22 protein-coding genes are annotated in these 24,662 nt (G+C 45.8%); 19 read left to right on the forward strand and 3 right to left on the reverse strand.

The features are described 5' to 3' along the window. Nucleotides 1–21: 21 nt before the first annotated feature. From dtd to crcB (MMB75_RS00215), 13 genes are all read left to right on the forward strand, one after another. Entirely contained in the window at nt 22–468 is a 447-nt protein-coding gene (dtd, locus tag MMB75_RS00155; protein WP_013372633.1) for a D-aminoacyl-tRNA deacylase, read from the forward strand. Nucleotides 469–537: 69 nt separating this feature from the next. After that, on the forward strand, nt 538–762 hold the full coding sequence (locus tag MMB75_RS00160) for a hypothetical protein (RefSeq protein ID WP_145958755.1): 225 nt from the start codon (nt 538–540) through the stop codon (nt 760–762). Between the two features lie 229 nt (nt 763–991). Then, entirely contained in the window at nt 992–1,498 is a 507-nt protein-coding gene (locus MMB75_RS00165) for a type 1 glutamine amidotransferase domain-containing protein (protein ID WP_031462070.1), read from the forward strand. A 61-nt stretch (nt 1,499–1,559) separates the two neighbouring features. After that, complete coding sequence (locus MMB75_RS00170; protein WP_031462069.1) at nt 1,560–2,030, forward strand: hypothetical protein; 471 nt, start codon at nt 1,560–1,562, stop codon at nt 2,028–2,030. A gap of 658 nt (nt 2,031–2,688) precedes the next feature. Next, a complete protein-coding gene (hisS, locus tag MMB75_RS00175) occupies nt 2,689–3,933 on the forward strand; it encodes a histidine--tRNA ligase (RefSeq protein WP_013372628.1) in 1,245 nt (414 codons plus the stop codon). 85 nt (nt 3,934–4,018) lie between these two features. Continuing rightward, on the forward strand, nt 4,019–5,797 hold the full coding sequence (gene aspS / locus MMB75_RS00180; RefSeq protein WP_031462068.1) for an aspartate--tRNA ligase: 1,779 nt from the start codon (nt 4,019–4,021) through the stop codon (nt 5,795–5,797). Between the two features lie 158 nt (nt 5,798–5,955). Continuing rightward, nucleotides 5,956–6,705: a tRNA threonylcarbamoyladenosine dehydratase gene (locus MMB75_RS00185; protein ID WP_016819123.1), complete on the forward strand. Its 750-nt coding sequence runs from the start codon at nt 5,956–5,958 to the stop codon at nt 6,703–6,705. Between the two features lie 172 nt (nt 6,706–6,877). After that, nucleotides 6,878–8,176, forward strand: coding sequence for an NCS2 family permease (locus MMB75_RS00190; RefSeq protein ID WP_017426714.1), 1,299 nt, complete (start codon nt 6,878–6,880; stop codon nt 8,174–8,176). A gap of 97 nt (nt 8,177–8,273) precedes the next feature. Further along, the gene (locus MMB75_RS00195) at nt 8,274–10,091 is read left to right on the forward strand and encodes an ABC transporter ATP-binding protein (protein ID WP_031462067.1); all 1,818 of its coding nucleotides are present in this window, start codon (nt 8,274–8,276) and stop codon (nt 10,089–10,091) included. Between the two features lie 238 nt (nt 10,092–10,329). Then, nucleotides 10,330–12,471 (forward strand): HelD family protein, encoded by a 2,142-nt coding sequence (locus tag MMB75_RS00200; protein ID WP_017426716.1) that lies wholly within the window; start codon nt 10,330–10,332, stop codon nt 12,469–12,471. Between the two features lie 279 nt (nt 12,472–12,750). Next, complete coding sequence (locus MMB75_RS00205) at nt 12,751–14,061, forward strand: replication-associated recombination protein A (protein ID WP_017426717.1); 1,311 nt, start codon at nt 12,751–12,753, stop codon at nt 14,059–14,061. Nucleotides 14,062–14,148: 87 nt separating this feature from the next. Beyond that, complete coding sequence (gene crcB, locus MMB75_RS00210) at nt 14,149–14,550, forward strand: fluoride efflux transporter CrcB (RefSeq protein ID WP_017426718.1); 402 nt, start codon at nt 14,149–14,151, stop codon at nt 14,548–14,550. Next, entirely contained in the window at nt 14,547–14,912 is a 366-nt protein-coding gene (gene crcB / locus MMB75_RS00215) for a fluoride efflux transporter CrcB (protein WP_016819117.1), read from the forward strand. The genes crcB (MMB75_RS00210) and crcB (MMB75_RS00215) overlap by 4 nt, the downstream gene beginning before the upstream one ends. A 106-nt stretch (nt 14,913–15,018) precedes the next feature. Here crcB (MMB75_RS00215) and MMB75_RS00220 read toward each other — a convergent pair whose 3' ends face one another. Then, nucleotides 15,019–15,849 (reverse strand): PPK2 family polyphosphate kinase, encoded by an 831-nt coding sequence (locus MMB75_RS00220; protein ID WP_016819116.1) that lies wholly within the window; start codon nt 15,847–15,849, stop codon nt 15,019–15,021. Between the two features lie 286 nt (nt 15,850–16,135). Here MMB75_RS00220 and MMB75_RS00225 point away from each other — a divergent pair, with 286 nt between their 5' ends. Continuing rightward, on the forward strand, nt 16,136–17,341 hold the full coding sequence (locus MMB75_RS00225; RefSeq protein WP_045244584.1) for a WXG100 family type VII secretion target: 1,206 nt from the start codon (nt 16,136–16,138) through the stop codon (nt 17,339–17,341). A 14-nt stretch (nt 17,342–17,355) separates the two neighbouring features. Beyond that, nucleotides 17,356–17,706 (forward strand): hypothetical protein, encoded by a 351-nt coding sequence (locus MMB75_RS00230; protein WP_016819093.1) that lies wholly within the window; start codon nt 17,356–17,358, stop codon nt 17,704–17,706. Between the two features lie 522 nt (nt 17,707–18,228). Here MMB75_RS00230 and mnmA read toward each other — a convergent pair. Beyond that, nucleotides 18,229–19,350, reverse strand: coding sequence for a tRNA 2-thiouridine(34) synthase MnmA (mnmA, locus tag MMB75_RS00235; protein WP_025365607.1), 1,122 nt, complete (start codon nt 19,348–19,350; stop codon nt 18,229–18,231). A 304-nt stretch (nt 19,351–19,654) separates the two neighbouring features. On the opposite strand from mnmA, the gene cymR reads away from it, so the two are divergent. From cymR to MMB75_RS00255, 4 genes are all read left to right on the forward strand, one after another. Next, nucleotides 19,655–20,074 carry a cysteine metabolism transcriptional regulator CymR gene (cymR, locus tag MMB75_RS00240; protein ID WP_013372613.1) on the forward strand — a complete coding sequence of 140 codons (420 nt, stop codon included), beginning with the start codon at nt 19,655–19,657 and terminating at the stop codon, nt 20,072–20,074. Nucleotides 20,075–20,464: 390 nt separating this feature from the next. Then, nucleotides 20,465–21,616, forward strand: coding sequence for a cysteine desulfurase family protein (locus tag MMB75_RS00245; protein ID WP_031462065.1), 1,152 nt, complete (start codon nt 20,465–20,467; stop codon nt 21,614–21,616). A 135-nt stretch (nt 21,617–21,751) separates the two neighbouring features. Next, nucleotides 21,752–22,273, forward strand: a complete 522-nt coding sequence (locus MMB75_RS00250) for a PRC-barrel domain-containing protein (protein ID WP_016819088.1) — start codon at nt 21,752–21,754, stop codon at nt 22,271–22,273. A gap of 10 nt (nt 22,274–22,283) precedes the next feature. Next, nucleotides 22,284–22,496, forward strand: a complete 213-nt coding sequence (locus MMB75_RS00255; RefSeq protein WP_013311529.1) for a hypothetical protein — start codon at nt 22,284–22,286, stop codon at nt 22,494–22,496. Nucleotides 22,497–22,673: 177 nt separating this feature from the next. Here MMB75_RS00255 and MMB75_RS00260 read toward each other — a convergent pair whose 3' ends face one another. Beyond that, complete coding sequence (locus MMB75_RS00260) at nt 22,674–24,647, reverse strand: methyl-accepting chemotaxis protein (RefSeq protein WP_031462063.1); 1,974 nt, start codon at nt 24,645–24,647, stop codon at nt 22,674–22,676. Between the last annotated feature and the right edge of the window lie 15 nt (nt 24,648–24,662).

Genomic DNA, 24,662 nt, shown 5'->3' on the forward strand with positions numbered 1-24,662 from the left:
TAAAGGAGCAGCGGATAGGCAATGAAGATCATTATTCAGCGCTGTAAAGACGCTCAGGTAACGGTGAATCAAAAGGTGGTCGGTAAAATCGGAACTGGATTAATGCTGCTGGTTGGTATTGGTCAGGGAGATACGGCAGCCGATGCCGTTTATTTGGCGGATAAAACAGCGGGATTGCGTATATTTGAAGATGCTGAAGGCAAAATGAACGACAGCGTTCTGGATGTCGGTGGGGCCATTTTGTCTGTCTCGCAATTTACGTTGTATGGTGACTGCCGTAAAGGGAGAAGGCCCAACTTTATGGGAGCAGCCAAACCTGAGGAAGCGGAGAAGCTGTATGATTTCTTTAACAGCCAGCTTCGAGCCAAGGGCCTGGAGGTCGAGACGGGGATTTTTGGAGCTATGATGGATGTTTCCTTGACCAACTGGGGTCCAGTGACGTTGATTTTGGATAGCGAACGTTCGTAGGTATCCATTCTTGGTATGATCTGAGAACATGAGTAGAAGAGAATAAAATAGCCGTTTAGAGGAACCATAATGTCATCCCGGTTGGTAAGCAGCCATCTGGAAAGCCTTAAGGGTGACAGGAGAGACGAAGCTATGCGTCAGACCCCAAAAATGGACGGATATCAAAGCGCGGTGCTACTTTATCCTGGTAGTATGCGGGAGGCAATCAACCTTACTCGTAATGCTGATGCGTTATTACAGCATGTTGCTACAGCTATGGACAAGCCAGGACGCGGTGCCCTACCGCGTAGGTAAGTCATTTGTAAATGCAGCATTAACGACGTATTGTCTCAAGCGGTTATAAAGAGATCGAAAATAATTATGTAGCAGTACATCATGGAGGAGCCAACGGGCTCCTTTTTCTTTTTCACTGCTTGGAATTGTTATAAACACAGATCAAGCGGGTAATAACAAAGCGTGGTAAACAAACAAACCTAACTTTAAGCTCGCTTTAAGGATAACCGGAAAGGAGATCTGAACGATAATGAGTAAAATTGCATTTTTGTTGGCTGACCAATTTGAGGATTCCGAAATGAAGGTCCCTTATGATGAACTGAAAAAGGCTGGACATGAGGCAGATATTATTGGATTAAAACAAGGTGAAAAAGTGAACGGTAAGCAAGGCAAAGTTAGCTACACTATTGAAAAAGCCATTGCAGATGTGAAATCAAGTGACTATGATGCAGTGGTTATTCCTGGTGGATCATCACCGGAAAATCTGCGTTTGGATGCCAATGTTCTGAAGTTTGTAACTGAAATAAATGAGTCCAAAAAAACGATCGGAGCTATCTGTCACGGGCCGCAAATTTTGGCGAGTGCCGATTTGTTACAAGGCCGGACGATTACAGCTTACCCTCCATTGAAAGATGACTTGATTAATGCGGGTGCTCATTTTGAGGATCAAGAGGTGGTGGTGGACGGTAACTTTATTACGTCTCGGACTCCTAAGGATGAGCCCGCTTTTGTGCGTGAGTTGTTAAAGGCATTGTAATTTAACCGTGAATGCTTCCTAGATTTATGCCAGTACAATTCCCAAACGAGGAGGATTTGATATGGCTAAACAGATTCAGGCTTATTTTCGCACAGAAGATGAAGCTGAGGGCGCCAGAGCTTCGCTTCAGGCTTATAGAACTGAACATTTGGAAGTAGGTGCTCTGGATGAGACGCTCGGTCGGGAGACGAGGGTTTTAATTCCGTTGGTCCCTTATAACAATACTGGCTCTGTGAGCACAGGAGGTTCTGCGGGTGCGGCGATTCCAGCCGCAGGGACTTATGGCGAGAATATTCTACCCGATGCGAAGAATGACGAGATTAATTCTAGTGCAGCCCAAAGGGATCTGAATGAGGACAGGAGCGGAACAACGAGTCATGACGGAGGTTTGCTCCGTGCGACTGATGTGTATATTAACGGTGATCATGATGAATTACGGTATGTATTGTCCGCCAAGGTGAATGATGCCGATTATGATGAGATCATTTATAAGCTTCGTTCCAATCGTGCATATGTGGCGCAGCTGGATTAAAAAGGGAGCGAATGTCACAAAAATGTCGATATACGAGGAAATTAGTCACACTAGAGTGGCTGTAATACAATTGTAATATTCGAAACATCATTCCTTAATATTCGTTGTTTATAATAACAGCATGACCCCCTTTTGATATATCTTTTTAAACCTGCGGACCGTTTCCGCAGGTTATTTTCTTTTTATAAGACTTATTTGTCTGATTCTAGGGGGAATGTCTTGACTTTGTCGAAGCAGTTCATTAAAATCATAAAATAATGAAAAATGATTTGATGACGGGACCAAGTACTCCGAACCCACAAGCGCAGAGAGGAATTTCCAGGCTGTAAAAATTCCCTTGATGAGCGGACGAATGACCTCCCCGAGAACAGGCGGCGAACAATGAGGAATCTCTGCTGAGTCATGCATGGCATATGCCAAACAGCGGACCATCCTGCATAATAGCCGTACTGCGCGTTACGGGCGTTATACGTATGAGCGGAGTCAGTGTAATGCTGACGGACACTGAGTCATTTATATGCTAGTGGTCTGGGTAAACTCCGGAATGTGGGTGGTACCACGGGTGATTTGTAAACGACAATCCCTCGTCCCTGTTAATGATAACAGGGCGAGGGATTTTTTGTTTTTATAAGAAATACAATGACGGGGGGATACGTAAATGGCCTTTCAAAAACCGACGGGAACACAGGACTTGCTGCCAGGCAGTGTAGAAAAATGGCAAGTGGTCGAGGAAAAAGCTCGTGAGATTAGCCGCCGCTTTAATTACCGAGAGATTCGTACACCAATGTTCGAACAAACGAATTTGTTCGTTCGGGGCGTGGGTGAAACGACCGATGTGGTGGAAAAGGAAATGTACACTTTTGAGGATAAAGGCAAACGGAGCATGACGCTGCGTCCGGAAGGAACGGCAGGGGTTGTCCGCTCTTATGTGGAGAACAAACTGTATGGTGAACCGGATGTAACTAAGCTGTACTATATCGGCCCAATGTTCCGGTATGAGCGTCCACAAGCTGGGCGTCAGCGCCAGTTTCACCAATTTGGCATTGAAGCATTCGGGGCGATGGACCCGGCGCTGGATGCAGAAGTTATTGCTTTCGGGTATCAGTTCTGTCGTGAGCTGGGCCTGAAAGGGGTACAGGTAGAAATCAACTCTGTTGGTAATGCTGCCAGTCGTGCTGCTTATCGGCAGCATTTGGTGGACTTCCTGATGCCCATTAAGGATACGTTGACCAAGGAGAGCCAAGCGCGCATCGAGCGTAATCCGCTGCGTGTGCTGGATAGCAAAGATGATCAGGACAAATTTGGCGGAGCACCTTCGATTTTGGATAGTTTGGACGAGGAATCCAGCACGCACTTTGAGAAAGTGAAGCAAAATTTGGATGCGATGGGCGTGGAATATACAGTGAACCCGCGTTTGGTACGAGGGCTGGATTATTATACGCTGACAGCATTCGAGTTCAAAGCCGAAGGCATTGGTGCTATTGACACGATTGGTGGAGGCGGTCGCTACAACGGATTGGTTGGAGATCTGGGCGGACCGGATCAGCCAGGGATTGGTTTTGGCATTGGGCTTGAGCGAATTCAGCTGATTTTGGAGCATCAGGGTGTCAAATTGAACGAAGCCAAGCCGCTGGATATCTATATGGTGGCTTTGGGTGAGGCGGCAGAAACGGAAGTGACCAAACAACTGTTCAAGCTGCGTCAAGCTGGATTTTCCGCAGAGCGAGATTATCTGGGGCGTAAAATGAAGGCTCAGATGAAATCGGCAGATCGCTTTAAAGCAAGATATACGGCGATTCTGGGTGATGATGAGCTGGTTAAAGGTGAAATTGCACTGAAAAACATGGAAACCGGTGAGCAACGTACCGTTAAGCTGGATCAGCTGGTGGAAGAATTAGGCTAAACAACATGATGTAACATCAGTCAGGGGGAGCTTCCCTCTGGCTGTCATATAGCATTAACTACTAAACCTAACAGGAGTGTGTATTATGAAAAGGAGTCATCAATGCGGCGCATTGACTCATGCGCATATCGGAGAAACAGTTACATTGAACGGTTGGGTACAGACCCGTCGTGACTTAGGGGGCGTACTTTTTATAGATTTGCGTGACCGTAGCGGAATTGTACAAATCGTGTTTAATCCGGCCTATTCCGGTGAAGCACTGCAAATTGCGGATCGTGTTCGCAGTGAATATGTGCTTGAGGTTACTGGTACTGTTGTCAAACGTGATGCAGAAACGATCAATACGAACCTGCCTACAGGTGAAATTGAAGTGCGTGTCACTGAAATCGAAGTATTGAATGCATCCAAAACACCTCCGTTCTTCATTGAAGACGGCGTAGAAGTAGACGAGTCGCTGCGTTTGAAATACCGTTATCTGGACCTGCGTCGTCCGGAAATGCATCAGACGTTGAAACTGCGTTCCAAAGCAGCAAAAGTATTCCGCGACTTCCTGGACGGTGAAGATTTCATTGAGGTAGAAACACCAATTTTAACGAAAAGCTCCCCAGAGGGTGCACGTGACTATCTGGTGCCTAGCCGAGTGCATGAAGGCGAATTTTTTGCCTTGCCGCAATCGCCACAATTGTACAAGCAATTGCTGATGGTAGGCGGCCTGGAGCGCTACTACCAAGTGGCACGTTGTTTCCGTGATGAAGATTTGCGTGCTGACCGCCAGCCTGAATTTACGCAGATCGACATTGAGACTTCCTTCATGCAACAGGATGACTTGCTGCCTATGATGGAGCGTCTTATGGTGAAATTGTTCAAAGAAACAGTTGGGGTAGAACTGGAAACCCCGTTCCAACGGATTACACATGCAGAGGCAATGGACAAGTATGGCTCTGACAAGCCTGACCTGCGTTTTGGTCTTGAGTTGATAAATGTCAATGATATCGTGGCAACCAGTGGTGTAAAAGTATTTGCTTCCGTAATTGAAAAGGGTGGCGAAGTTAAAGTCCTTAATGCCAAAGGATGTGGCACGTGGAGCCGTAAGGATATTGATGACCTGGGTCCTTTTGCAGCACGTTATGGAGCAAAGGGCTTGGCTTGGATTCAAGTGAAAGAAGGCGAATTCAAGGGGCCTATCGTTAAATTCTTCACACCGGAAGAAATCGAAGCCTTGAAAGAGCGTACGGGAGCCGAAGAAGGCGACCTGTTGCTGTTCTCTGCGGATAATAAAAAAGTAGTTGCTGATGTTTTGGGCGCGCTTCGTCTGAAAATTGGCCGTCATTTGGGGCTTATCGACGATAACAAATTCAAATTTGCCTGGGTCGTAGACTTCCCGCTTTTGGGCTATGACGAAGAACAAAAACGTTATGTAGCGGAGCACCATCCGTTCACTCGTCCGAAGGAAGAAGATCTGGCCCTCATGGACACAGATCCAGGTCAAGTTCGTGCTCAGGCCTACGACATCGTGCTGAATGGCTACGAAGTGGGTGGCGGCTCGATGCGTATTTTCAAACGTGAAGTTCAGGAGAAAATGTTCAAAGCGCTCAATCTGCCGCCTGAAGAAGTGAAGGATAAATTCGGTTACCTGCTGGATGCATTTGAATACGGTACGCCTCCACATGGTGGTATTGCCTTCGGTTTTGACCGTCTTGTTATGTTGCTTGCAGGTCGTACAAATCTGCGTGAAACCATTGCATTCCCGAAAACGGCCAGCGCGACAGACCTGCTTATGGATGCACCAGCCGAAGTGGATCAAGCTCAATTGGATCAGCTTCATATTCGTCTTGCTCCGAAGCCTGTTGCACCTAAAGCTTAAAACAAGCGTTGGATTTTGCAAGTGCAAGTTGCCATCTGTTGGCATGTAAATAGATTATAAAATGCCTTGAACCCGTTACCCTTTTATGGATAATGGGTTCGTGGTTTGTATGCTGGAGTTCAAGCATAGAGTTTAGACCAGTGAGGGAGGATTACCATATGCTGCATCAATTTTCACGCACGGAACTGGCCATCGGGACGGAAGGTCTGGAGGTTATGAAAAATAGCACGGTAGCTGTATTGGGTATCGGCGGTGTCGGTTCGATTGCAGTGGAAGCGCTGGCGCGGACGGGTGTTGGACGCATTATTTTGATTGATAAGGATGTCGTAGATATTACCAATATTAATCGCCAAATTCATGCGCTGACGACAACAGTAGGTCAAAAAAAGGCTGATCTGATGGTAGAACGTGTGAAGCTGATTAATCCTGAATGTGAGGCAATTGCACTGAACATGTTTTATACGGAAGAAACATATGAGGAGCTATTCAAGTATGATCTGGATTATGTGCTGGATGCTTCGGATACGATTATTTACAAAGTTCATTTGATTAAAGAATGCTTGAAACGGGGAATTCCGATGATCTCCAGTATGGGTGCTGCGAATAAAATGGACCCAAGCCGTTTTCAAGTTGCCGATATTTCCAAGACAAGAATGGACCCGATTGCCCGTGTCATCCGCACAAAGCTGCGCAAAGAAGGTATTACCAAAGGCGTCAAGGTTGTATTCTCTGATGAGGAGCCAATGAAGCCGCGTGAAGAAATTACCAAAAAAATTGTACCTGCCAACGCACCTGAAATCCGGAAAGCGAAGCAACCACCTGCAAGCAATGCTTTTGTACCTCCGGTAGCAGGATTGATTATGGTCAGCGTAGCTGTCAAGGACCTGTTAGAGCACGCTGGTGTATAAGCTTGAAATGTAGCATGACAGTACATTCGTTAGATTTACAGTAGTATGTTTCAACCTAAGACCTGTAGTTCTGTGCATCACTTCTTGGTGTCACAGTAGGCTACAGCTCTTTTTGTTTTGAAAAAAGCAGCTTACTGCAAACAGATTGAACAACTTGCTGGAGGGTTTTGGTATGAAGGATGGGCTATGGTCCAGAAGTCTCGGTTTCAAGCCCGAGCATCATTGGAAAAAGGAATTAGCCGCGGGTGCCATTTCTTATTTTTCCGTTGTATATATTATTATGGTTAATGCAACCATTTTGGCAGATGCCGGGATCCCTCTTCAAGGGGCAATGCTCGGGACGCTGCTGACCTCGATGATCGGCTGTCTGCTGATGGCTTTTGGCGGAAAGTCTCCCATGGTCGTTGTACCAGGGATGGGGATTAATGCCTTTTTCACTTACACACTCGTACATTCCATGAAGCTGAGCTGGCAGGAAGCGTTGATGGTGGTTGCCGTCACAGGAGTGATATTTGCCGTTGTGGCGTTTACATCATTGTACAAGCTGATCAGTCAGGCGATTCCCCATAATTTGCAGCATGGAATTACGGTAGGTATTGGTCTGTTTTTGACCTTTATCGGTCTGCAAAAAAGTGGGATCGTAATTGCACATCAAACGACTTTTGTGGCTATTGGTCATTTCAATGATCCCAAGGTGATTACGGCCTGTGTAACGTTGCTACTCGCGATTGTATTATTTGTGCGTAACGTTCAGGGCGGTTTGCTTATCAGCATTTTGGCAGGAACTGGGCTTGCATACGTACTGGGAGCTGTAGAACCAACAAGCACGGTACGAACCTCTGAAACGGTGCGACAGTATGGGCAATTGTTTGGGGAGCTTTCCTTTTCAGGTATCGCTTCGGTAGCCTTCTGGATCGCTGTTTTTTTGCTGTTACTGATTGTGTTGTTTGAGAATGTTGGAATGATTACTGCACAGACCAACATGATTGGAAGACCGGATTCTTTTAAGAATAGCTTGCGTGTATTGGCTGTGACCAATATTTTTGCTGGTATTCTGGGCAGCAGTCCCGCGGTAGCCGCTGCGGAGTCGACGGCTGGTATTGCGGCAGGCGGACGTTCAGGAATGACCCCGCTGGTAACTGCAATTTTATTCGGAGCGACATTTTTCTTTATTCCACTATTGGCTTATATTCCTGACAGTGCCATTGCACCTGTATTAATCATTATCGGAGGCCTAATGGTACAAAATGTGCGAGAGATGGATTTCAGTGATTTTACTGAATCCTTTCCTGCATTTCTGATCATGGTGATGATGCCCTTTACTTACAGTATTGTAGACGGTATGGCATTTGGTTTTATTGCATATCCCGTAGCCAAGCTGGCAGCAGGACGGGGCAAGGAAGTGCCTGTCGCATTATATATCATTTCTGTACTGTTTGTGGCTAACTTTGTGCTTCATTCTCTGGTGTAGTAAACTCGAAGATAGGTTGTACTGTTCATACCCGCGCAGAGCGCGGGTGTTGTTGTTTGAACAAGAATGGTCAGACAGGAAGCGAGGTTGATGGTTTATGGAAAAAGAACAACATGGGCGACAAGATGAGCAGGAAGATCGGATGAAGGAAAAGCCGGGTAAAAGGCCGGACAAGGCTGGTATGGGTCGGTTTATCAAACTGATTGCGAGTGCGCATCCGCCCAAGGCCATTCTGATCATCGCCCTGATACTGACCCTGGTTCAGACGATTGCTGGTTTAATCGTACCAATGATGACCAAAGGGTTGATCGATGGCTTAACCTTTTCTTCACTGAACCGTATGGTCATTATTGGTTTGCTTGGCGCTTTTGTGCTTCAAGCGGTAGCTTCGGCAGTTTCGATCTATATGTTGAACTACGCCGGGCACAAAATAGTGGCTAATTTGCGCAAACGCTTATGGCATAAAATTTTATCTCTACCCATTCCATACTTTGACCGGAATCGGTCAGGAGATACGATGAGTCGTGTCACTAATGATACAAGCCTGATTATGAACTTAATTACCGAGTATCTCGTGAATCTGATCTCTAATGTGATTGCGATTATTGGTGGTATTGCGTTGTTATTTTATCTGGATTGGGTGATGACGCTCATTATTCTGACCATTGTTCCGCTAACAGCCCTGATTTTATTTCCGGTAGGCAGAAAAATGTATCGTATCTCCAAAAAACAGCAGGATGAGATGGCAGATCTGACCTCAGTGCTGAGTCAGGTTATCGGCGAAATCAGGCTGGTGAAGGCCTACGGAACGGAAAGCAGAGAGGCACAGGCCGGGGAGGATCGCATTTACCGTATGTTCCGCTTCGGGTTGCAGGAGTCACGTATATTGGCCCTTGTAGGTCCCATTTCTACCTTTTTGCTGACTGCGGTGCTCGTTATTATATTGGGTGTTGGTGGTGTTCGCGTCGCATCAGGTGTACTAACCGCGGGTGATTTGGTGGCTTTTATTTTGCTACTGTTTCAGGTGATTACACCGATGGCCCAATTCACGACCTTATATTCACGTCTGCAAAAGGTAGTTGGTGCCACTGAACGAATTCAGACTATTTTAGACCATGAAGAGGAACCACTTGAATTGAAGCAGGAAGCGGCAAAAGAGAGCAGAGATATTGTATTTCGTGATGTCGCTTTTTCCTATACCGAAGGTGAAGAGGTTCTTCATCGTGCAAACCTGGTCATTCCGGCTAACCGAACGACAGCATTCGTGGGACCGAGCGGGAGTGGGAAATCCACCTTGTTTTCATTGTTGGAGCGCTTCTATGTGCCAGATACAGGGGAAATTCGTTATGGAGACGAATCGATATCGTCATATACACTGTCCTCCTGGCGCTCGAAGATTGGTTATGTATCACAGGAGAGCTCGATGATGACCGGAACGGTTAGAGATAATATTACGTATGGCTTGGGGCGCGAAGCTGATTTGGAAGAAGTCAGACGAGCTGCCATGATGGCGTATGCGGATACATTTATTATGGATCTACCTCAAGGCTACGATACGGAGGTAGGGGAACGGGGAATGAAGCTGTCCGGCGGGCAGCGACAACGGATCGCCATTGCGCGTGCGCTTCTTCGCAGTCCTGACATCCTCATGCTGGATGAGGCTACCTCTAGCCTGGACAGCTCATCCGAGCATGAGGTGCAGAAGGCCTTAGCGAACTTGATGGAAGGACGCACGACGATTGTCATTGCACACCGATTGTCCACAGTGGTCCACTCCGATCAAATTATCGTGTTGGACAAAGGCAATGTGACTGGTGCAGGAACCCATGCCGAGTTATTAGAAACCCATCAGGTGTACCGCGAGCTGGCTCAAAAGCAGTTTGTGGAGATGGGGGAGAGAAGTATGGAGTATTAAAGGTCGCTTCGCGTGTGATTTGATCCACCGATCACTCCGCTTCTTCGGATTCAAATCACCCGCTCCACTGGTGCCGCAAAGCTTCATACTTTTGTGAAAGAGTAGGGGATTGGGCGTATTAGGAAATAAGGTTGGATTTTTGTGTTCAAATGTGTTACGCTTACTTTCCTTTTTTTGTATCGGAGCAAGTGAATGAGATGCAGAAATCGAGACTTGATATTCTTAGGAGGTAACTGAAATGGAGAATAAGTTTCAAAGTGCCTATCAAGAAGAACAGCATAGGCTGTCGCTTGCTATGGAGGAAATTGATCGGAGATTGGAACGGCTTCGCAATACGCCAGTGTACACCGGGCATGACTTTACGGAGCAAGTACTGGAATCTGCACGGGAGGAAAAACGCCAGGCTTTGACCAAAAGCTCGCAGGAGCCTTATTTTGGGCGTATGGATTTTGACGAGCGCGGTAGAGGTCAGCGCAAGCCACTTTATATCGGTAAGATCGGGGTGGAGCGTGAAGAAACGTCAGCATATCCGCTGGTGATTGATTGGCGTGCACCGATTGCCAGTTTGTTTTATTCGTTTACAGGTGGTGAGGAAACGGCGTCCTACGAAGCTCCTGAGGGAACTGTCGAGGGCTTGGTGTATCTGAAACGCAACGTTGTCATTCGGAAAAGAATCCTGGAACGGGTAGCTGATACGTACAATCGTGAAAGTGACGAGCCTGCCGTTTCTGATGAGTTTCTCGTTTATCGTTTGGGAGAGAACAAGGATAACCGTTTACGGGATATCGTATCTACCATTCAAGCGGAGCAGGATCAGATCATCCGCGCGGCTAAAAATACAGCCCTCGTTATTCAAGGGGTAGCCGGTAGTGGCAAGACGACCGTAGCGCTCCATCGACTCGCATTTTTGCTGTATCAATACAAGAATCAGGTGTCGGCGGACAAAATGGTTATTTTCGCACCAAACCACATGTTTCTCGATTATATTTCAGATGTACTTCCAGAGCTGGGGGTTGGAAATATTCAGCAAAGTACATTTGCAGACTGGGCGTTAGGCTTGCTGGGGCTGGATTTACCTCTGGCAGATCCTACCGAAACGTTATCTTATTGGTTTGAAAGTGGCAGCTTGAGAACGGAATCTATGGATGAGGCGCCGGGTAGATTTAAGGGATCGGTTCATTTTATGAAGCTGCTTCAGGATTTTGTGGAACGACTGGAGCCTATCTCGGTGCCTGAGGGCGACTTTTCACCTTGGGATGGGGCGGTGCTGCCGCGAACTGAGATTTTGAATTGGTTCAATGAGGAATATAAGCCCTATCCGCTCGCGAAGCGGAAGGAGCGTGTGCTGGCAAGAGTCCATCGCTGGATTGAAATGGAACTGAAAAAGTCACCTTCGGCGGCTGCGCTCAAGGAAGGAAAGAAAAAAGCCGGATCTCGGGAAAAGGCGTATGCTAAAAAATGGCCACAATATGACGCACTGACGCTTTATAAGCAGCTTTTTCAGGCAACTAAAGGATTACCTGCAGAGACCGCTGCGGAAATGAAGGCTTCTTTGCCGGCTCCCATCTTTAAGGCCACACAGTCAGACCTGCGAAATCAGATCATCCGTGAAGAGGATCTGACTGCGTTGGTGTATCTTCACGTGCTGATTCATGAGGTAGAATCATCTCAACGTTTTGACCATGTGGTCATTGATGAAGCGCAGGATTTTTCACCTTTTCATATCGCTCTCCTGGATTTGTTCGTAAAAGGGCATTCCTTTACAATACTGGGCGATTTATCGCAGGGAATTCATGAATATCGTGGTGTACATGCATGGGAGGAAATGAGTTCACTATTTGTGCCTGAACAAACGGGGTATTTTGCACTTACACGGAGTTATAGATCAACTTTGGAAATTATAGAATTTGCAAATACAATTTTGGAGCAGGGAGTACGTGGCGGCATTACAGCGGTTCCGGTATTTCGTAGCGGTGATCCGGTGCGTACTGTGTCTTACGACTCGTCCATGCGTGAACAGAGTTTACTTACCGCTCTAAAAGAGCTTTCCTCCAAGGAGTATCGTACGGTTTCCGTACTGACACGTACCTTAAAAGAAGCTGTAGAGCTGCATGAGGTTTTCACCAGTGCGGGGTTGGATGTCCATTTGATTGATGGTGGTAAAAAGCAATATGAAGGCGGCTTGTCTGTACTGCCTGTATATCTGTCCAAAGGTCTGGAGTTTGATGCAGTTATTGTGGCCGATGCCGACCAGGATCATTATGGAGAACGGACTTGGGATGCCAAGCTGTTGTATGTGGGATGTACCCGTGCGCTGCATGAGCTGTGGCTATTGCATGACGGTCCACTTCCAAGTTACGTACCGGCGCAAACGGAGTAATTAGAACGCTGAAGGTCATGCCAACCAAAGAACAGCCACGAAATTCATTTTTCGTCCTAGGCTGTTCTTTCTTTTTAGTTGAATCACAGGTAAGGCTACAGTTATACCGTGACCAGGCTATCTGCAACTTGTTAACCGATATGGTAGAATAAGAGGCGGTTTATAATCGTTTTAATACAGTAGATCGATTGAATTTTCATGTCTTTTAGCTGTATGGGCGAACTTGTTTTCAATGAAAAAAGAAAGTGTTCGTTCATAAATGATAAGGAAGTGAATGAATTGGACTTATTTTCATATTCCCAGGAGTCAACGCCAAACAATCGGTTGCTTGCAGACCGCCTGCGTCCGACATCGCTGGATGAATATATTGGACAGGAGCATGTTGTGGGTCCAGGCAAGCTACTGCGGAGAGCTATAGAGGCCGATCAGGTTTCTTCTATATTGCTGTACGGGCCACCGGGATGCGGCAAAACGACACTGGCACATATCATTTCTCAACACACGCAAGGTGATTTCGTCCGTCTAAATGCAGTAGAAGCATCTGTAAAGGATGTAAGAGAAGTCATTGACCGTGCACAGACGAATAAATCGATGTATGGCAAAAAGACTATTCTGTTTCTTGACGAGGTCCATCGTTTTAACAGTTCGCGTCAGGATGCATTGCTGCCTGCGGTGGAAAAGGGAACGATCGTATTTATCGGCGCCACGACGGAAAACCCCTTTCACTACGTCAACGGCGCTTTAATGAGCCGTTCTACGTTATTTCAGCTTGAAGCGCTAACCCGGGAGCATTCGCTGGCTGCTATGCGCCGTGCCTTGAGCGATGCGGACAAGGGGCTCGGCTATATGCAGCTTCAGGTAGATGAAGCTGCACTGGACCACATCGCGTCCATGGCGAACGGCGATATCCGCCGTGCATTGAACGCACTGGAGCTAGCGGCGCTCACGACCCCTCCGCTGGCAGACGGCACGATTCATGTGACGCTGGAAGTGGCAGAGGAATCCATCCGCCGCCCGATTGTCAAGGCAGACGAGTCCACACAATATGACGTGCTGTCTGCCTTTCACAAAAGCATTCGCGGTTCCAGCGACGCGGCGCTGTTCTGGTTCCTGTATGCCGTAGAGAAGCTCGGCATGGACCCGATGACTTTTATTCGCCGCCTCATTGCAGCGAGCAGCGAGGACATTGGTCTGGCGAACCCGCAGGCGATGGTGCAAGCGGTGAGTGCGCTTGAGGCCTACCGCAATAACGGCTGGCCTGAGGCCAAACTGAACATTGCACAGGCCATTTTGTTCGCCGTGGAAAGTCCCAAGTCGAATGCCGTATACACGGCGATTTCACGGGCCATGTCGGCCATGGACGATATAAAATCGGCCGAGGTGCCGCTACATCTGCGCGATGCACATTACAAAGGCTCGGAAAAACTCGGCCATGTTGGCTATCAATATCCGCATAATTTTCCGAATCACTATGTGAGACAGCAATACTTGCCCGATTCGATAGCAGACCAGACCTTTTACCAGGCCACTGAGCAGGGAAATGAGTCTAAAATCAGGCAAAACCAACGTTGGCGGGATTCACAGTCTTAATATATGTGTGACTTTAATATACGAAGTGTGTACGACATTGTCAGGTTACACGATGATCTTGCAAGAGCGAAGAAGGGAATAAAAGAAATGAAAGACGTACTATTCGTCGCAGCAGGTGGAGCGCTCGGAACCTCTGCTCGCTACAGTATACAATTATTATTGCCTGCGGCTGGGGCAGACTTTCCATTTGGCGTCCTGTTAATGAATTGGCTTGGCTGCCTGTTTCTCGGCTGTTTTTTTACGGTGACCTTGCGATCATGGCGGATCAACCCCCGCTGGCGACTTGCCATCGGAACAGGCTTTACAGGGGGATTTACTACCTTTTCCACTTTTACAGTGGATGCTGTACGCCTCACGGTTCACGATCGTATGCTGACGGCTATATTGTACTTGCTGCTTAGCGTAGGCGGGGGCTTGTTTTTGACGTGGGCAGGTATCCGTTTAGGCACAAAAATGACACAGGTTGCCCCTAAGGAGGAGCATTTATGATTTGGTGGGCGGCAGCAGGTGGGATGGTAGGTACTTTAGCTAGATACGGGCTTGGCATGTGGGCCGGAAAAAGGTTGGGTACTGTATTCCCGTGGGGGACGTGGATCATTAATATTAGCGGTTCATTGCTGCTAGGCTGGCTGTATGGCGAGTTTGCGCAACACAATTTGTCTCCTGCACTCTGGATGCTACTGGGAACCGGTTTTTGTGGCGGCTACACCACCTTTTCCACATTCGGCTATGAATCTCTTCAACTGATGGAACACAAAAAATACCGACGTATGGCTATGTATGTATTATCTTCTGTAATAGTAGGAGTTATAGCTGCAGCAATCGGGTACAGGGTCAGTTATACCTTATAAATTTTCAAAATGACATGTGAGCACACCATAAAAGCTTCCAAACCCTCACTCAAGGCGTTATCAGCCATGAATAGGAGGGCGGAAGCTTAGTGCTGTGTTTATTTAACTATTTTTTATCTCGTTCTTTGTATAATTCAGGTAAAAGGGCTTTGAGTTCAGGTCGTGGATCAGGGTCAGACAGCTTCATTTCCTCTAGCGTTTGGACGGCAATCCGCAGTACAGTATAATCTCTGTACCAACGATTGTCTGAAGGAACAACATACCAAGGTGCTTGCTTGGTTGCACTTAGCTCTAGTACCTCCTCATAGTATTGGGTATATTGCTTCCAAAATTTCCGTTCCTGCAAATCACTCGGATCAAGCTTCCAGTTTTTGCGAGGCTTCTCAATCCGGTCAATCAGCTTTTCCAACTGGAATTGCTTTGAAATATGTAAAAAGATTTTAACCACCTTTACACCACTATCCAGCAACAACTGTTCAAAATGCTTGATATGCTTCATATTCTGCTTGGCCTGCTTATCGGATACCTGTCCGTGAACACGTGTAATCAGCACATCCTCGTAGTAAGAACGGTTGAACGCCGCAATATATCCGCGTCCTGGAGTTACGCTATGGGCGCGCCACAAGAAATCATGGCTTAATTCCTCAGTCGTAGGTGATTTGAAGCTGTGTACAGTCACCCCGGCAGGGTTAAGATTAGAAAATACCTGCTTGATCACGCCATCTTTTCCGCTGCAATCCATACCCTGGAATACAAACAAAACGGCTTGTTTTTTCTCTGTAAATAATTTGCTTTGTAATTCCGCGAAGCGTTCCTTCAATTGATCTGTTTCCTGTCGGATTTCTTCTTTATTTTTAATATTCTTCGTATCCTTGGGGTCCCATTCTTTCAAAGAAACTTTCTTACCCGGTGTCAGCATTCCTAATGAATCAGACATAAAGGCACGCTCCTTTTCAATTGAAGTAATGATCTTGTCTACATCATATACCCAAATGGGGGCGTTATCAAAAATTCCTTATGTATGGTCTTATTAGCGATTTTTCTACTGATGATGCCTCTGGTCACGAAATTTTCTTCAGGTTTAACAATTAAAAAGTTAAGTTTAAGTCTTTAGACATAGGCAATAAGGTTAATCTTTCTTATAACAATTAGGAATTAAGATGGTTCTCCATAAATTTGAAGAGTGTTATTATGTCATGACGAACTCTCAACAGAGGTATAATATGACAACTATTAAAGTAACACCTGAGCAGCTTATGACTATCTCCAAGCAATTCGAACTTGCACAGCAAAAAGTGACCCAAATGAATATCAATTTAATAAAACAAATTTCATCTATGGAACGATTCTGGGATGGAGTGACCAAAGAGCAGTTCTATTATAGTTTCCAAACATCTCAGAAGAATATGAATGACTTTGTTACACTGACAGATTCTATTGCAAAAGAATTGCGTCGTCATGCGGATAAATTCAGGTTAGCTGATTTGCTGGAAGCAGGTAATATTGATTCAAGCTGCTTACCACCACCACCTAATTCATGTGCTATCCCTACTCCAGATACTAGAAATGCTTTGGAAAAATCAGCAGATAGTTTAGTAGAGCTTGGTGAGGATTTTATGGCTGCTGCGGAGGACAGGTACGAAAAACGCTATGACTCTGTAGGTGGATTTTTAGACTATTGGACGTTTGGAATTCCGAAAGGTTTGTATCAAGGATATGCAGAGCGTGCATCAAAGCAGTTTGATTCAGGGAATGATTTTTTTAACTTCTGGACTTTTGGTGTACATGGAACAATCAGAGAAGCAATGTTTCCTACAAATGCATGGTCAAAGGAACATTGGGCTAACATGATCGGTACAGCGGGAATATTTGGGGGAGTCAGTTCAGTAATTAAACCTAAGATTGGATTGGGCTCGTCATTAAAATATGAGGTGAAATCTGGGGCTACTATTGAAGTTAAAGGGACTTCGAATCGTTTATCTGATACGATGTTAGGTAAGAATGATGCTGATCCATTTAGGGATATATATGGTCCCGGACGACTTTCTCATCCAGAAGAGTGGAGTACCATTATTAAGAATACGCAAGGAGCCGGAGTTGAAGTTAGGATTCTAGATAGAGACATTATGGCGTATGCCCCCAAGGGATCAGGGAAGCCTGGGCAATTAAATATATATGAGGATGCTTCAATTAGTGCACTGCGGCATGAGTACCAACATTTTCTTGATGATAAAGCTAAAGGTTTTCCTAGTTTGGATGTAACATATGAATTCAAAAATAGGATTATTATGGAACTTAGAGCCTATATGGTCGAGATAAAAGAAGCAGAAAGGATTGGAAATAAGGACCTTGCAGAACACCTTTGGAACAATTACAGGGATGAACGGCAGTATCTTTTAGAGAATTATGGGCCAGTTAAACTAGATTGATGGGAGATAACAAAATGAAGCTACTTACTTTATCGAAAGAAATACGAGAGGGAAAAATAGGCGACGATCAATTGGTGGAATGTTTGGATATCCAGCATAATCAGGTACAGTTGAATGCAATGAGTCAGATCGCTAAAAAGAAACTATGCAATGAGAAAATAATCGAAAAATTGAGACATATTAGCCAGTTCAGAGACCCTAAGGTAAATAAGCTTTTTGGTATTGATACGCTTGGACACTATAGTATTGCCGTGCTTCGAGTATTGAACACTTCTGAATCTATAAAACAGTACGAGCAGTTAATGTCTGAACTCGACGATTTTGATAAAGAAATAGTTGAAAGAATTACAGAGGGAATAAGTTAGTGTTTTTTTAGAAGTCCTTATCCATGCTAATGCTTTATCTCCGTACTCAGATGAGTTACTTTGTGAACCCATAGCAGGTACATGGTCGATTCAAGATATGGTCAGTCATATTATGAGCTGGGACAAAAGCTTCACTAAGACGCTTATACAGATAATTGATAAGGGACAAGTCACGCTCAAAGAACATCCCGATGTACAGGCATTCAACGACTCATCTGTAGCGTTCGGTAGAAATATGAAACCACATGATGCTAAATGAAGCTATTGCTCAGCGTAAGCGAATGATTGCGAAACTCTAAACGGTTCCAGAATCGGCTTTTGTGCGTCCAATTCCTAATAGCCTGTATACTTTGGAAACCTTTTTACAGGAAAGGTTTGTTCAGCATGACAGACATCATAAAGAGCAGATCACCAATTCCCTTCGACTTATGGCTAAAAACATGTAACAGAAAAAAGTCGCTCCTCCCAAATCAGGAGAGACGACTTTTTTATTACGGCTATTCAATGTTAATTGTCATTCATTCAAACCGTTTCAGGCTGAAGTTTTTCAACCTTATCAATGGTTCCCCCACCCAGACAACGTTCCCCGTCATAAAATACAACTGCTTGTCCAGGGGTAATGGCCTTTTGATGTACATCAAATACGACATGCACGGTCCCATCCGCAAGCCATTGTAAAGTGACTTGCTGGTCAGGCTGACGGTAACGGAACTTGGCTGTGCAGCGGAATTCGCCAGATGGACGTGCATCTGCGCCTTCAATCCAGTTTACATCCGTGGCAATCAGGCTGGTAGAATACAGGCTGTGGTGACGATCACCTTGTACCACATACAGGATATTCTTCTCCAAATCCTTATCTGCTACGAACCATGGTTCGCCTGAACCTGAGCCGCCAATGCCCAAGCCTTGTCGTTGACCCAGTGTATAGTACATCAGACCATCGTGGCGTCCTTTGACTTCACCCGTAGCAATATCCACCATATCTCCACCTTTTGCAGGCAGATATCCACTCAGAAACTCCTTAAAATTGCGTTCGCCGATAAAGCATACGCCCGTGCTGTCTTTTTTCTTGGCTGTATAAAGTCCCGCAGCTTCTGCGATTTTACGCACTTCTGGTTTCGGCAGATGACCGATCGGGAACATGGCTCGCGACAACTGTGTTTGGCTTAATGCATTCAGGAAATAAGTCTGATCCTTGTTGCTGTCCACACCTCGCAGCAAAGTAAACCGGCCGTCTTCCTCCACAACCCGTGCATAATGTCCAGTAGCAACATAATCTGCTCCCAAATCCAGCGCTTTGTTCAGAAACTCGCCGAACTTAATTTCACGGTTGCACATGACATCTGGATTGGGTGTGCGTCCAGCTTTATATTCATCAAGAAAATAGGAGAATACTTTATCGAAGTATTCTTTTTCAAAATTGACTGTATAGTAAGGAATGTCGATCTGTTCACAGACGCGGCGCACATCCTCCGCATCCTCTTCAGCCGTACAACGGCCAAATTCATCCGTGTCATCCCAATTTTTCATGAAGATGCCGATTACGTCATAGCCCTGCTCCTTTAGCAGCAGCGCGGTAACGGATGAGTCGACGCCACCGGACATGCCGACGACGACACGGGTTTCATGATTGGCTTTAGCCATGGTCATCACCCAATTCTTTCAATATTGTTGTAGAACCCACCTATTGTAACATAAACGATAATAAGTTACGATGTTTGGATGAACAAACAACACGGCGAACGATGCAAGAAAGCTACATAAAACGGGCTAAATCTGTTGCTAATCGCTCGAAAGCAACTTTTTTTAAGATTGTTACCGTAATGTTTCCCTTTACCTGCCCTAATATGTTAACATAAGCTGAGGGTTAGGATCGGAATAGAGAGGTTTACAACTCCAATTATTCCGCGTGTTTAACGGAATTGTTAATATAAGCGAGGTGCCACAATTGAAAATATCAACGAAAGGCCGTTACGGCCTGACCATTATGATGGAGCTTGCGGCCAGGTTTGGCGAAGGTCCAACTTCTTTAAAAAGTATTGCCGAAAAAAATCAGCTATCAGAGCATTATCTGGAGCAGCTCATTGCGCCTTTGCGTAATGCAGGTTTGGTAAAAAGTATCCGTGGTGCTTATGGCGGTTATATTTTGGCGAATGAACCGTCAGGCGTAACAGCAGGAGACATCATTCGTGTGTTGGAAGGCCCGATTTCTCCAGTTGATTTTACGGAAGAAGACGATCCGGCAAAACGCCAGCTCTGGCTGCGAATTCGTGACAGCATTGCTGAAGTGCTGGATTCAACTACACTCAAGGACTTGATCACATACCAAGAACATGATGAATTGGATAACTACATGTTTTATATTTAATTTCCAATTATGTATTTAACAAGAGATATCTTGGTTTATCAAACGTTTTAGCCCCATTATATGGGGCTTTAATTCTATATAAAATACATTAAAATAGTCTATCCTGTAAATTACCAAGCCTGAGCATGTCTGAGAGTTATTTTTTACGGACCAATCCCTTTTTTGATTTTGTCATAAGTAGCTTGAGCTTTGGCCAAAGCTTTTTATAGTACGATCTCTTCGTGATATCTGTCTTCTTACACCGATAATCGGATCAAGGGGGCCTCCGTAAAAACTTGCAATTGAAATGCTCTTACAAAAACTTTTAAAGTGCATTATATCAATAAAGAAGTATATAATGGAACTTCGGCAATACTAAAAACAAGATGTTCTATATTTGAGGTGGATAACATGAACAGAATTTATCTGGATCATGCCGCATCGACTCCTATGCATCCTGAGGTTGCGCAGACTATGATGGATATCATGACCGGCCAATTCGGCAACGCTTCGAGCGTTCATGCCTTTGGCCGCGATGCCAAGCGCACCGTCAGCGCAGCGCGGGATGCCGTTGCGGCCTCTTTGGGCTGCAAGCCTGAAGAAATTATATTTACGAGCGGAGGGACAGAGAGTGATAATCTGGCCCTGTTTGGGACGGCTACGGCAGATGGTCGTACTTCCGGCCATATTATTACAACCGCGATTGAACATCACGCCGTGCTTCATGCTTGCGATGAGCTGGAAAAAGCAGGATACCAGGTGACCTATGTCCCAGTCAATGGTTTTGGGCGTGTGAATCCTGCGGACATTGAGGCAGCTATTCGCCCGGATACTTTTTTGATCAGCATGATGTATGCCAACAATGAGGTGGGCGTCATTCAGCCGGTCCAAGAAGTAGGACAGATTGCGAGAGAGCATGGAATTATATTTCATGTAGATGCAGTCCAAGCCTTCGGGCATATATCCATCGACTGCGGGAACCTCCCGATTGACTTACTTAGTGTGTCTGGCCATAAGATTAATGGACCGCAAGGAGTGGGTGCATTGTATATCCGTCAGGGTACACGCATTCAGCCGCTAATGCATGGGGGACTTCAGGAGAAGAAACGCCGTGCAGGAACAGAAAATATCGCCGGCATTGCTGGGCTGGCTAAAGCCGCAACTCTTGCCAATGCTTCCATTGAAGAGCGAGGAGCACACGATATGGCTCTTCGCCAAACGCTGCTAAAAGCGTTGGAAAACTCTCTGGGCAGTCATGAGTTTATAATCAATGGCGATCCTGAACATTTTGTGCCTAATGTGCTAAATATTAGCTTTCCAGCCATTGGTACAGAGACCATGCTGATGAATCTCGACATGGAAGGAATCGCAGCGGCCAGCGGATCAGCCTGCACTTCGGGGTCTCTAGAGCTATCGCATGTGTTGCAGGCGATGGATCTTCCTGAAGATGTTTTGAATTCAGCGATTCGATTTAGCTTCGGTTTGGGTAATACTACGGAAGAAATGGAATACACGGCCAAGAAAATTGAAACTATATGGAAGCGGCTGCGTACTAGGTACTAGGGATTTCTCCGCATTTTAGTAAGAAGGGAGGAGCGGTTTCCATTTCATTGCATGAACGGAAGCAAGGTATTGACAGGCATGTAGGAAAAACACCGCACCTTCGTTCGGACTGCATAGTAAGGAGGGACCCTATATATGAGGCTTCAAGACATGATCGGACTTGCTGTTTTCGATGTCGAGGACGGGAAGCAGATTGGTAAAATACATGACTTTATGTTGACAGCTGATTGGCGAATTACAGGGATTGAGCTAGAAGGTAAAGGGCTTTTTTCATCTCATGTCAAAATGGTGGCTTGGGATGACATCGTTGCTTATGGTGAGGATGCGATTATGATTCGCAATCAGCAGGCCGTCCGTAAAACAGAGGCCCATGATATACAACATACGTACTTGCTTGGACCCGGTAAACTGAAGGATTTATCCGTGCTAACAGAGGAAGGGCTTATGCTCGGGCATATCTCGGATGTTTATTTTGACCAGGAAATGGGCAATAACATAATAGGCTTGGAAATCAGCGATGGTTTTGTATCGGATATTATTGAAGGGCGGAAGTGGCTGCCCTGCACCGAAGATATGTCCATCGGGGAAAATGCTGTTATGGTTCCCCCGTTAAGCGAGCAGCGTCTGGAAAAAGCCATATATTCTGTTAATGGATAGGGTGAGTTTATTGAGATGTCCGAATTGTAATTCCAAAGATATCGGAAAAATTGGCTCCCATCAATTTTATTGCTGGGGATGCTTTATCGAACTTCAAGTGAATGGTGAAAAAATGTCTGTCTACCAAGTGGAAGAGGATGGAACGCTCAGTTCGCTGGACGACTTATTCTTTGGAGATGAGATGGCACAACAGGACTTGCCGCAAATTCACGCTTCTTCCTAAGTTTGACTCGGGAAGTGGACAGGCTGTTTACGAAGAGGTGTGATCTTCCACCTATTGCTTAACATATAGCTAAGTGGGTTGGATCATGCTTAATAAAAAATGGAGAGGGTGTCCCGAACGGCTATTGGCCTGGGGGCACCCTCTTTTGTATATCCTTTCTTGTGAAGATGGCTAGTTTTACAATTTAAAGCGTTTGACCTCTTCCAATAGAAGATCTGCATGAGAATCAAGTTTGGCAGAAAGGTCGGCAATATTGTTCATAGCATGACCTTGTTCTTGTACTGAGGAAGCTACTTCCTCGGTAGATGCTGCACTTTGCTCAGAAACAGCGACAACGCTGGAGATGACATCAGAAATATGTCCGGCATTTACACGCAGATGATCTGCTGCAGCAGAAACATCTTCAATTTGGGCAAGCATGTGCTGAGAAGCGCCACGTATGGATTCAAACGCCTGTCTCGTTGCAATGGCAGCATGCTCCTGCTCTACAGTTACAGCAAGAGCCTTCTTCATTTCTTCCGCGCTTTGTACTCCCGCAATTTTAATTTCTTCCAGCTTACTCATGATACTGTCACTGGAGCTACCTGCTTGTTCGGCCAGCTTTCTCACTTCTCCCGCGACGACGGCAAAACCTCGTCCGTGTTCCCCGGCCCGTGCCGCTTCAATGGATGCATTGAGGGCCAGTAGGTTTGTTTGTGCGGCGATATCGTGGATGGCCCCGGCCAGCCGCCCAATATCCTGGGTTTTCAGCGTGAGTGAATCTACCGCTTCTCCTGCCGCAGTGGTTGTTTGTCTGGACTCGGCTGCCAGTTTCGCTTGACGCTCTGCTGTTTCATAGCCGGCCAGCACAGCAGAATCAGTTTCGAATACAGCAGTTTGGGTCCGTTTGACACTTTCGCCAATCTGGTTGATGGAGCCTGTCATGTGTGTCAGCTTCTCAGAACCGGAATATACCGCCTCGGCTTGGTCGCTGGCTCCTTGCGCTAGCTCCTGAACTGCACTAGAAATTTGTGATGCAATGGTTCCTGTATCTTTGGCGTGTTGATGCATATCATGGGAAGCGGAACTGACATCGCTAGCTGTATCTGATACCTTGCGCAACAGGTGAGAGAGATTGTCTGACATGAGGTTAAAATCTGTCCCCAGACTGGCAATTTCATCTTTACCCTTAATATCCACACGAGCGGTCATATCGCCTTCAGCTATCCGTTTGACATTTGTTTGGAGTCTGCGAATCGGCTTGATAAAGTTGTTTGCCGCCCAAATCGCCAGCAGCATAGCAACGACTAAAATGATAGCAACAGTAATAATCAACTGATTACGAGTAGAGTAATATTCCTGAAAAGCAATATCTTTAGAAATAGACAGGCCTACAATCCAGCCTGTGCTAGGCATTCTTTTAAAATAAAGCTGACGGTCACTGCCGTTGTAGCTATAGTCTGTTTTTCCCGAAGCTGTGCTGAGCAGGGTCGCGGTCGATGATCCTAACTCGGGGGTTTCCTTGAGGTTTTTGCCAGCCAGCTTGTTGTCTGGATGCGCGATTACGACTCCCTTTTCGTCAATCAGAAATGCGTAGCCCAATCCGTTCAAGTCTATGCCTTTAATCATTTTTGTCATATCGTTGAGCATAATATCCTCGCTGACTACCCCGGTGATCGAGCCGTTGGCATCCTTGAGAGGTTTAGCAATGGAAATGGTGAAGTCATTGCTGCCTGCATCAGTATAAGGTGAGGAATAGTACATTTCTCCCTTGGTTTTGGCGTCCTTGTACCACGGACGAGCGCGAGGATCGTAACCCTCTTCAAACCAGCCAGATCCATCCCAGTAAGATCCATCTTCATACCCTGCATAAATGTTGGAAATATTTTGATCCTTATAGTTTTGGAAAGCTGCTTTCAGAGATGCTATTTTGGCATCTGATGAAATATCGCTGGATTCCAGACTCGCAGCTAATGATTCAATAATTTCAGCTTTGCCGCCTGTCCATCCGTCGAGCTGATTGACGGTTTCGGAAGCTTTGCTGTTCATAAGCTCTTGGATATCATGATTGGCCTGATTTTTAACACTTGTCATGCTAATGACGGACAAAGGCCCAGCTGCAACGATTACAATGCAAGTGAAAAGGAGAATAAGCTTCATTTTTAAGTTCATGTAACGACCCCCGAT

The organism is Paenibacillus sp. P2(2022), from assembly GCF_029522175.1.
GTDB lineage: Bacteria > Bacillota > Bacilli > Paenibacillales > Paenibacillaceae > Paenibacillus > Paenibacillus polymyxa.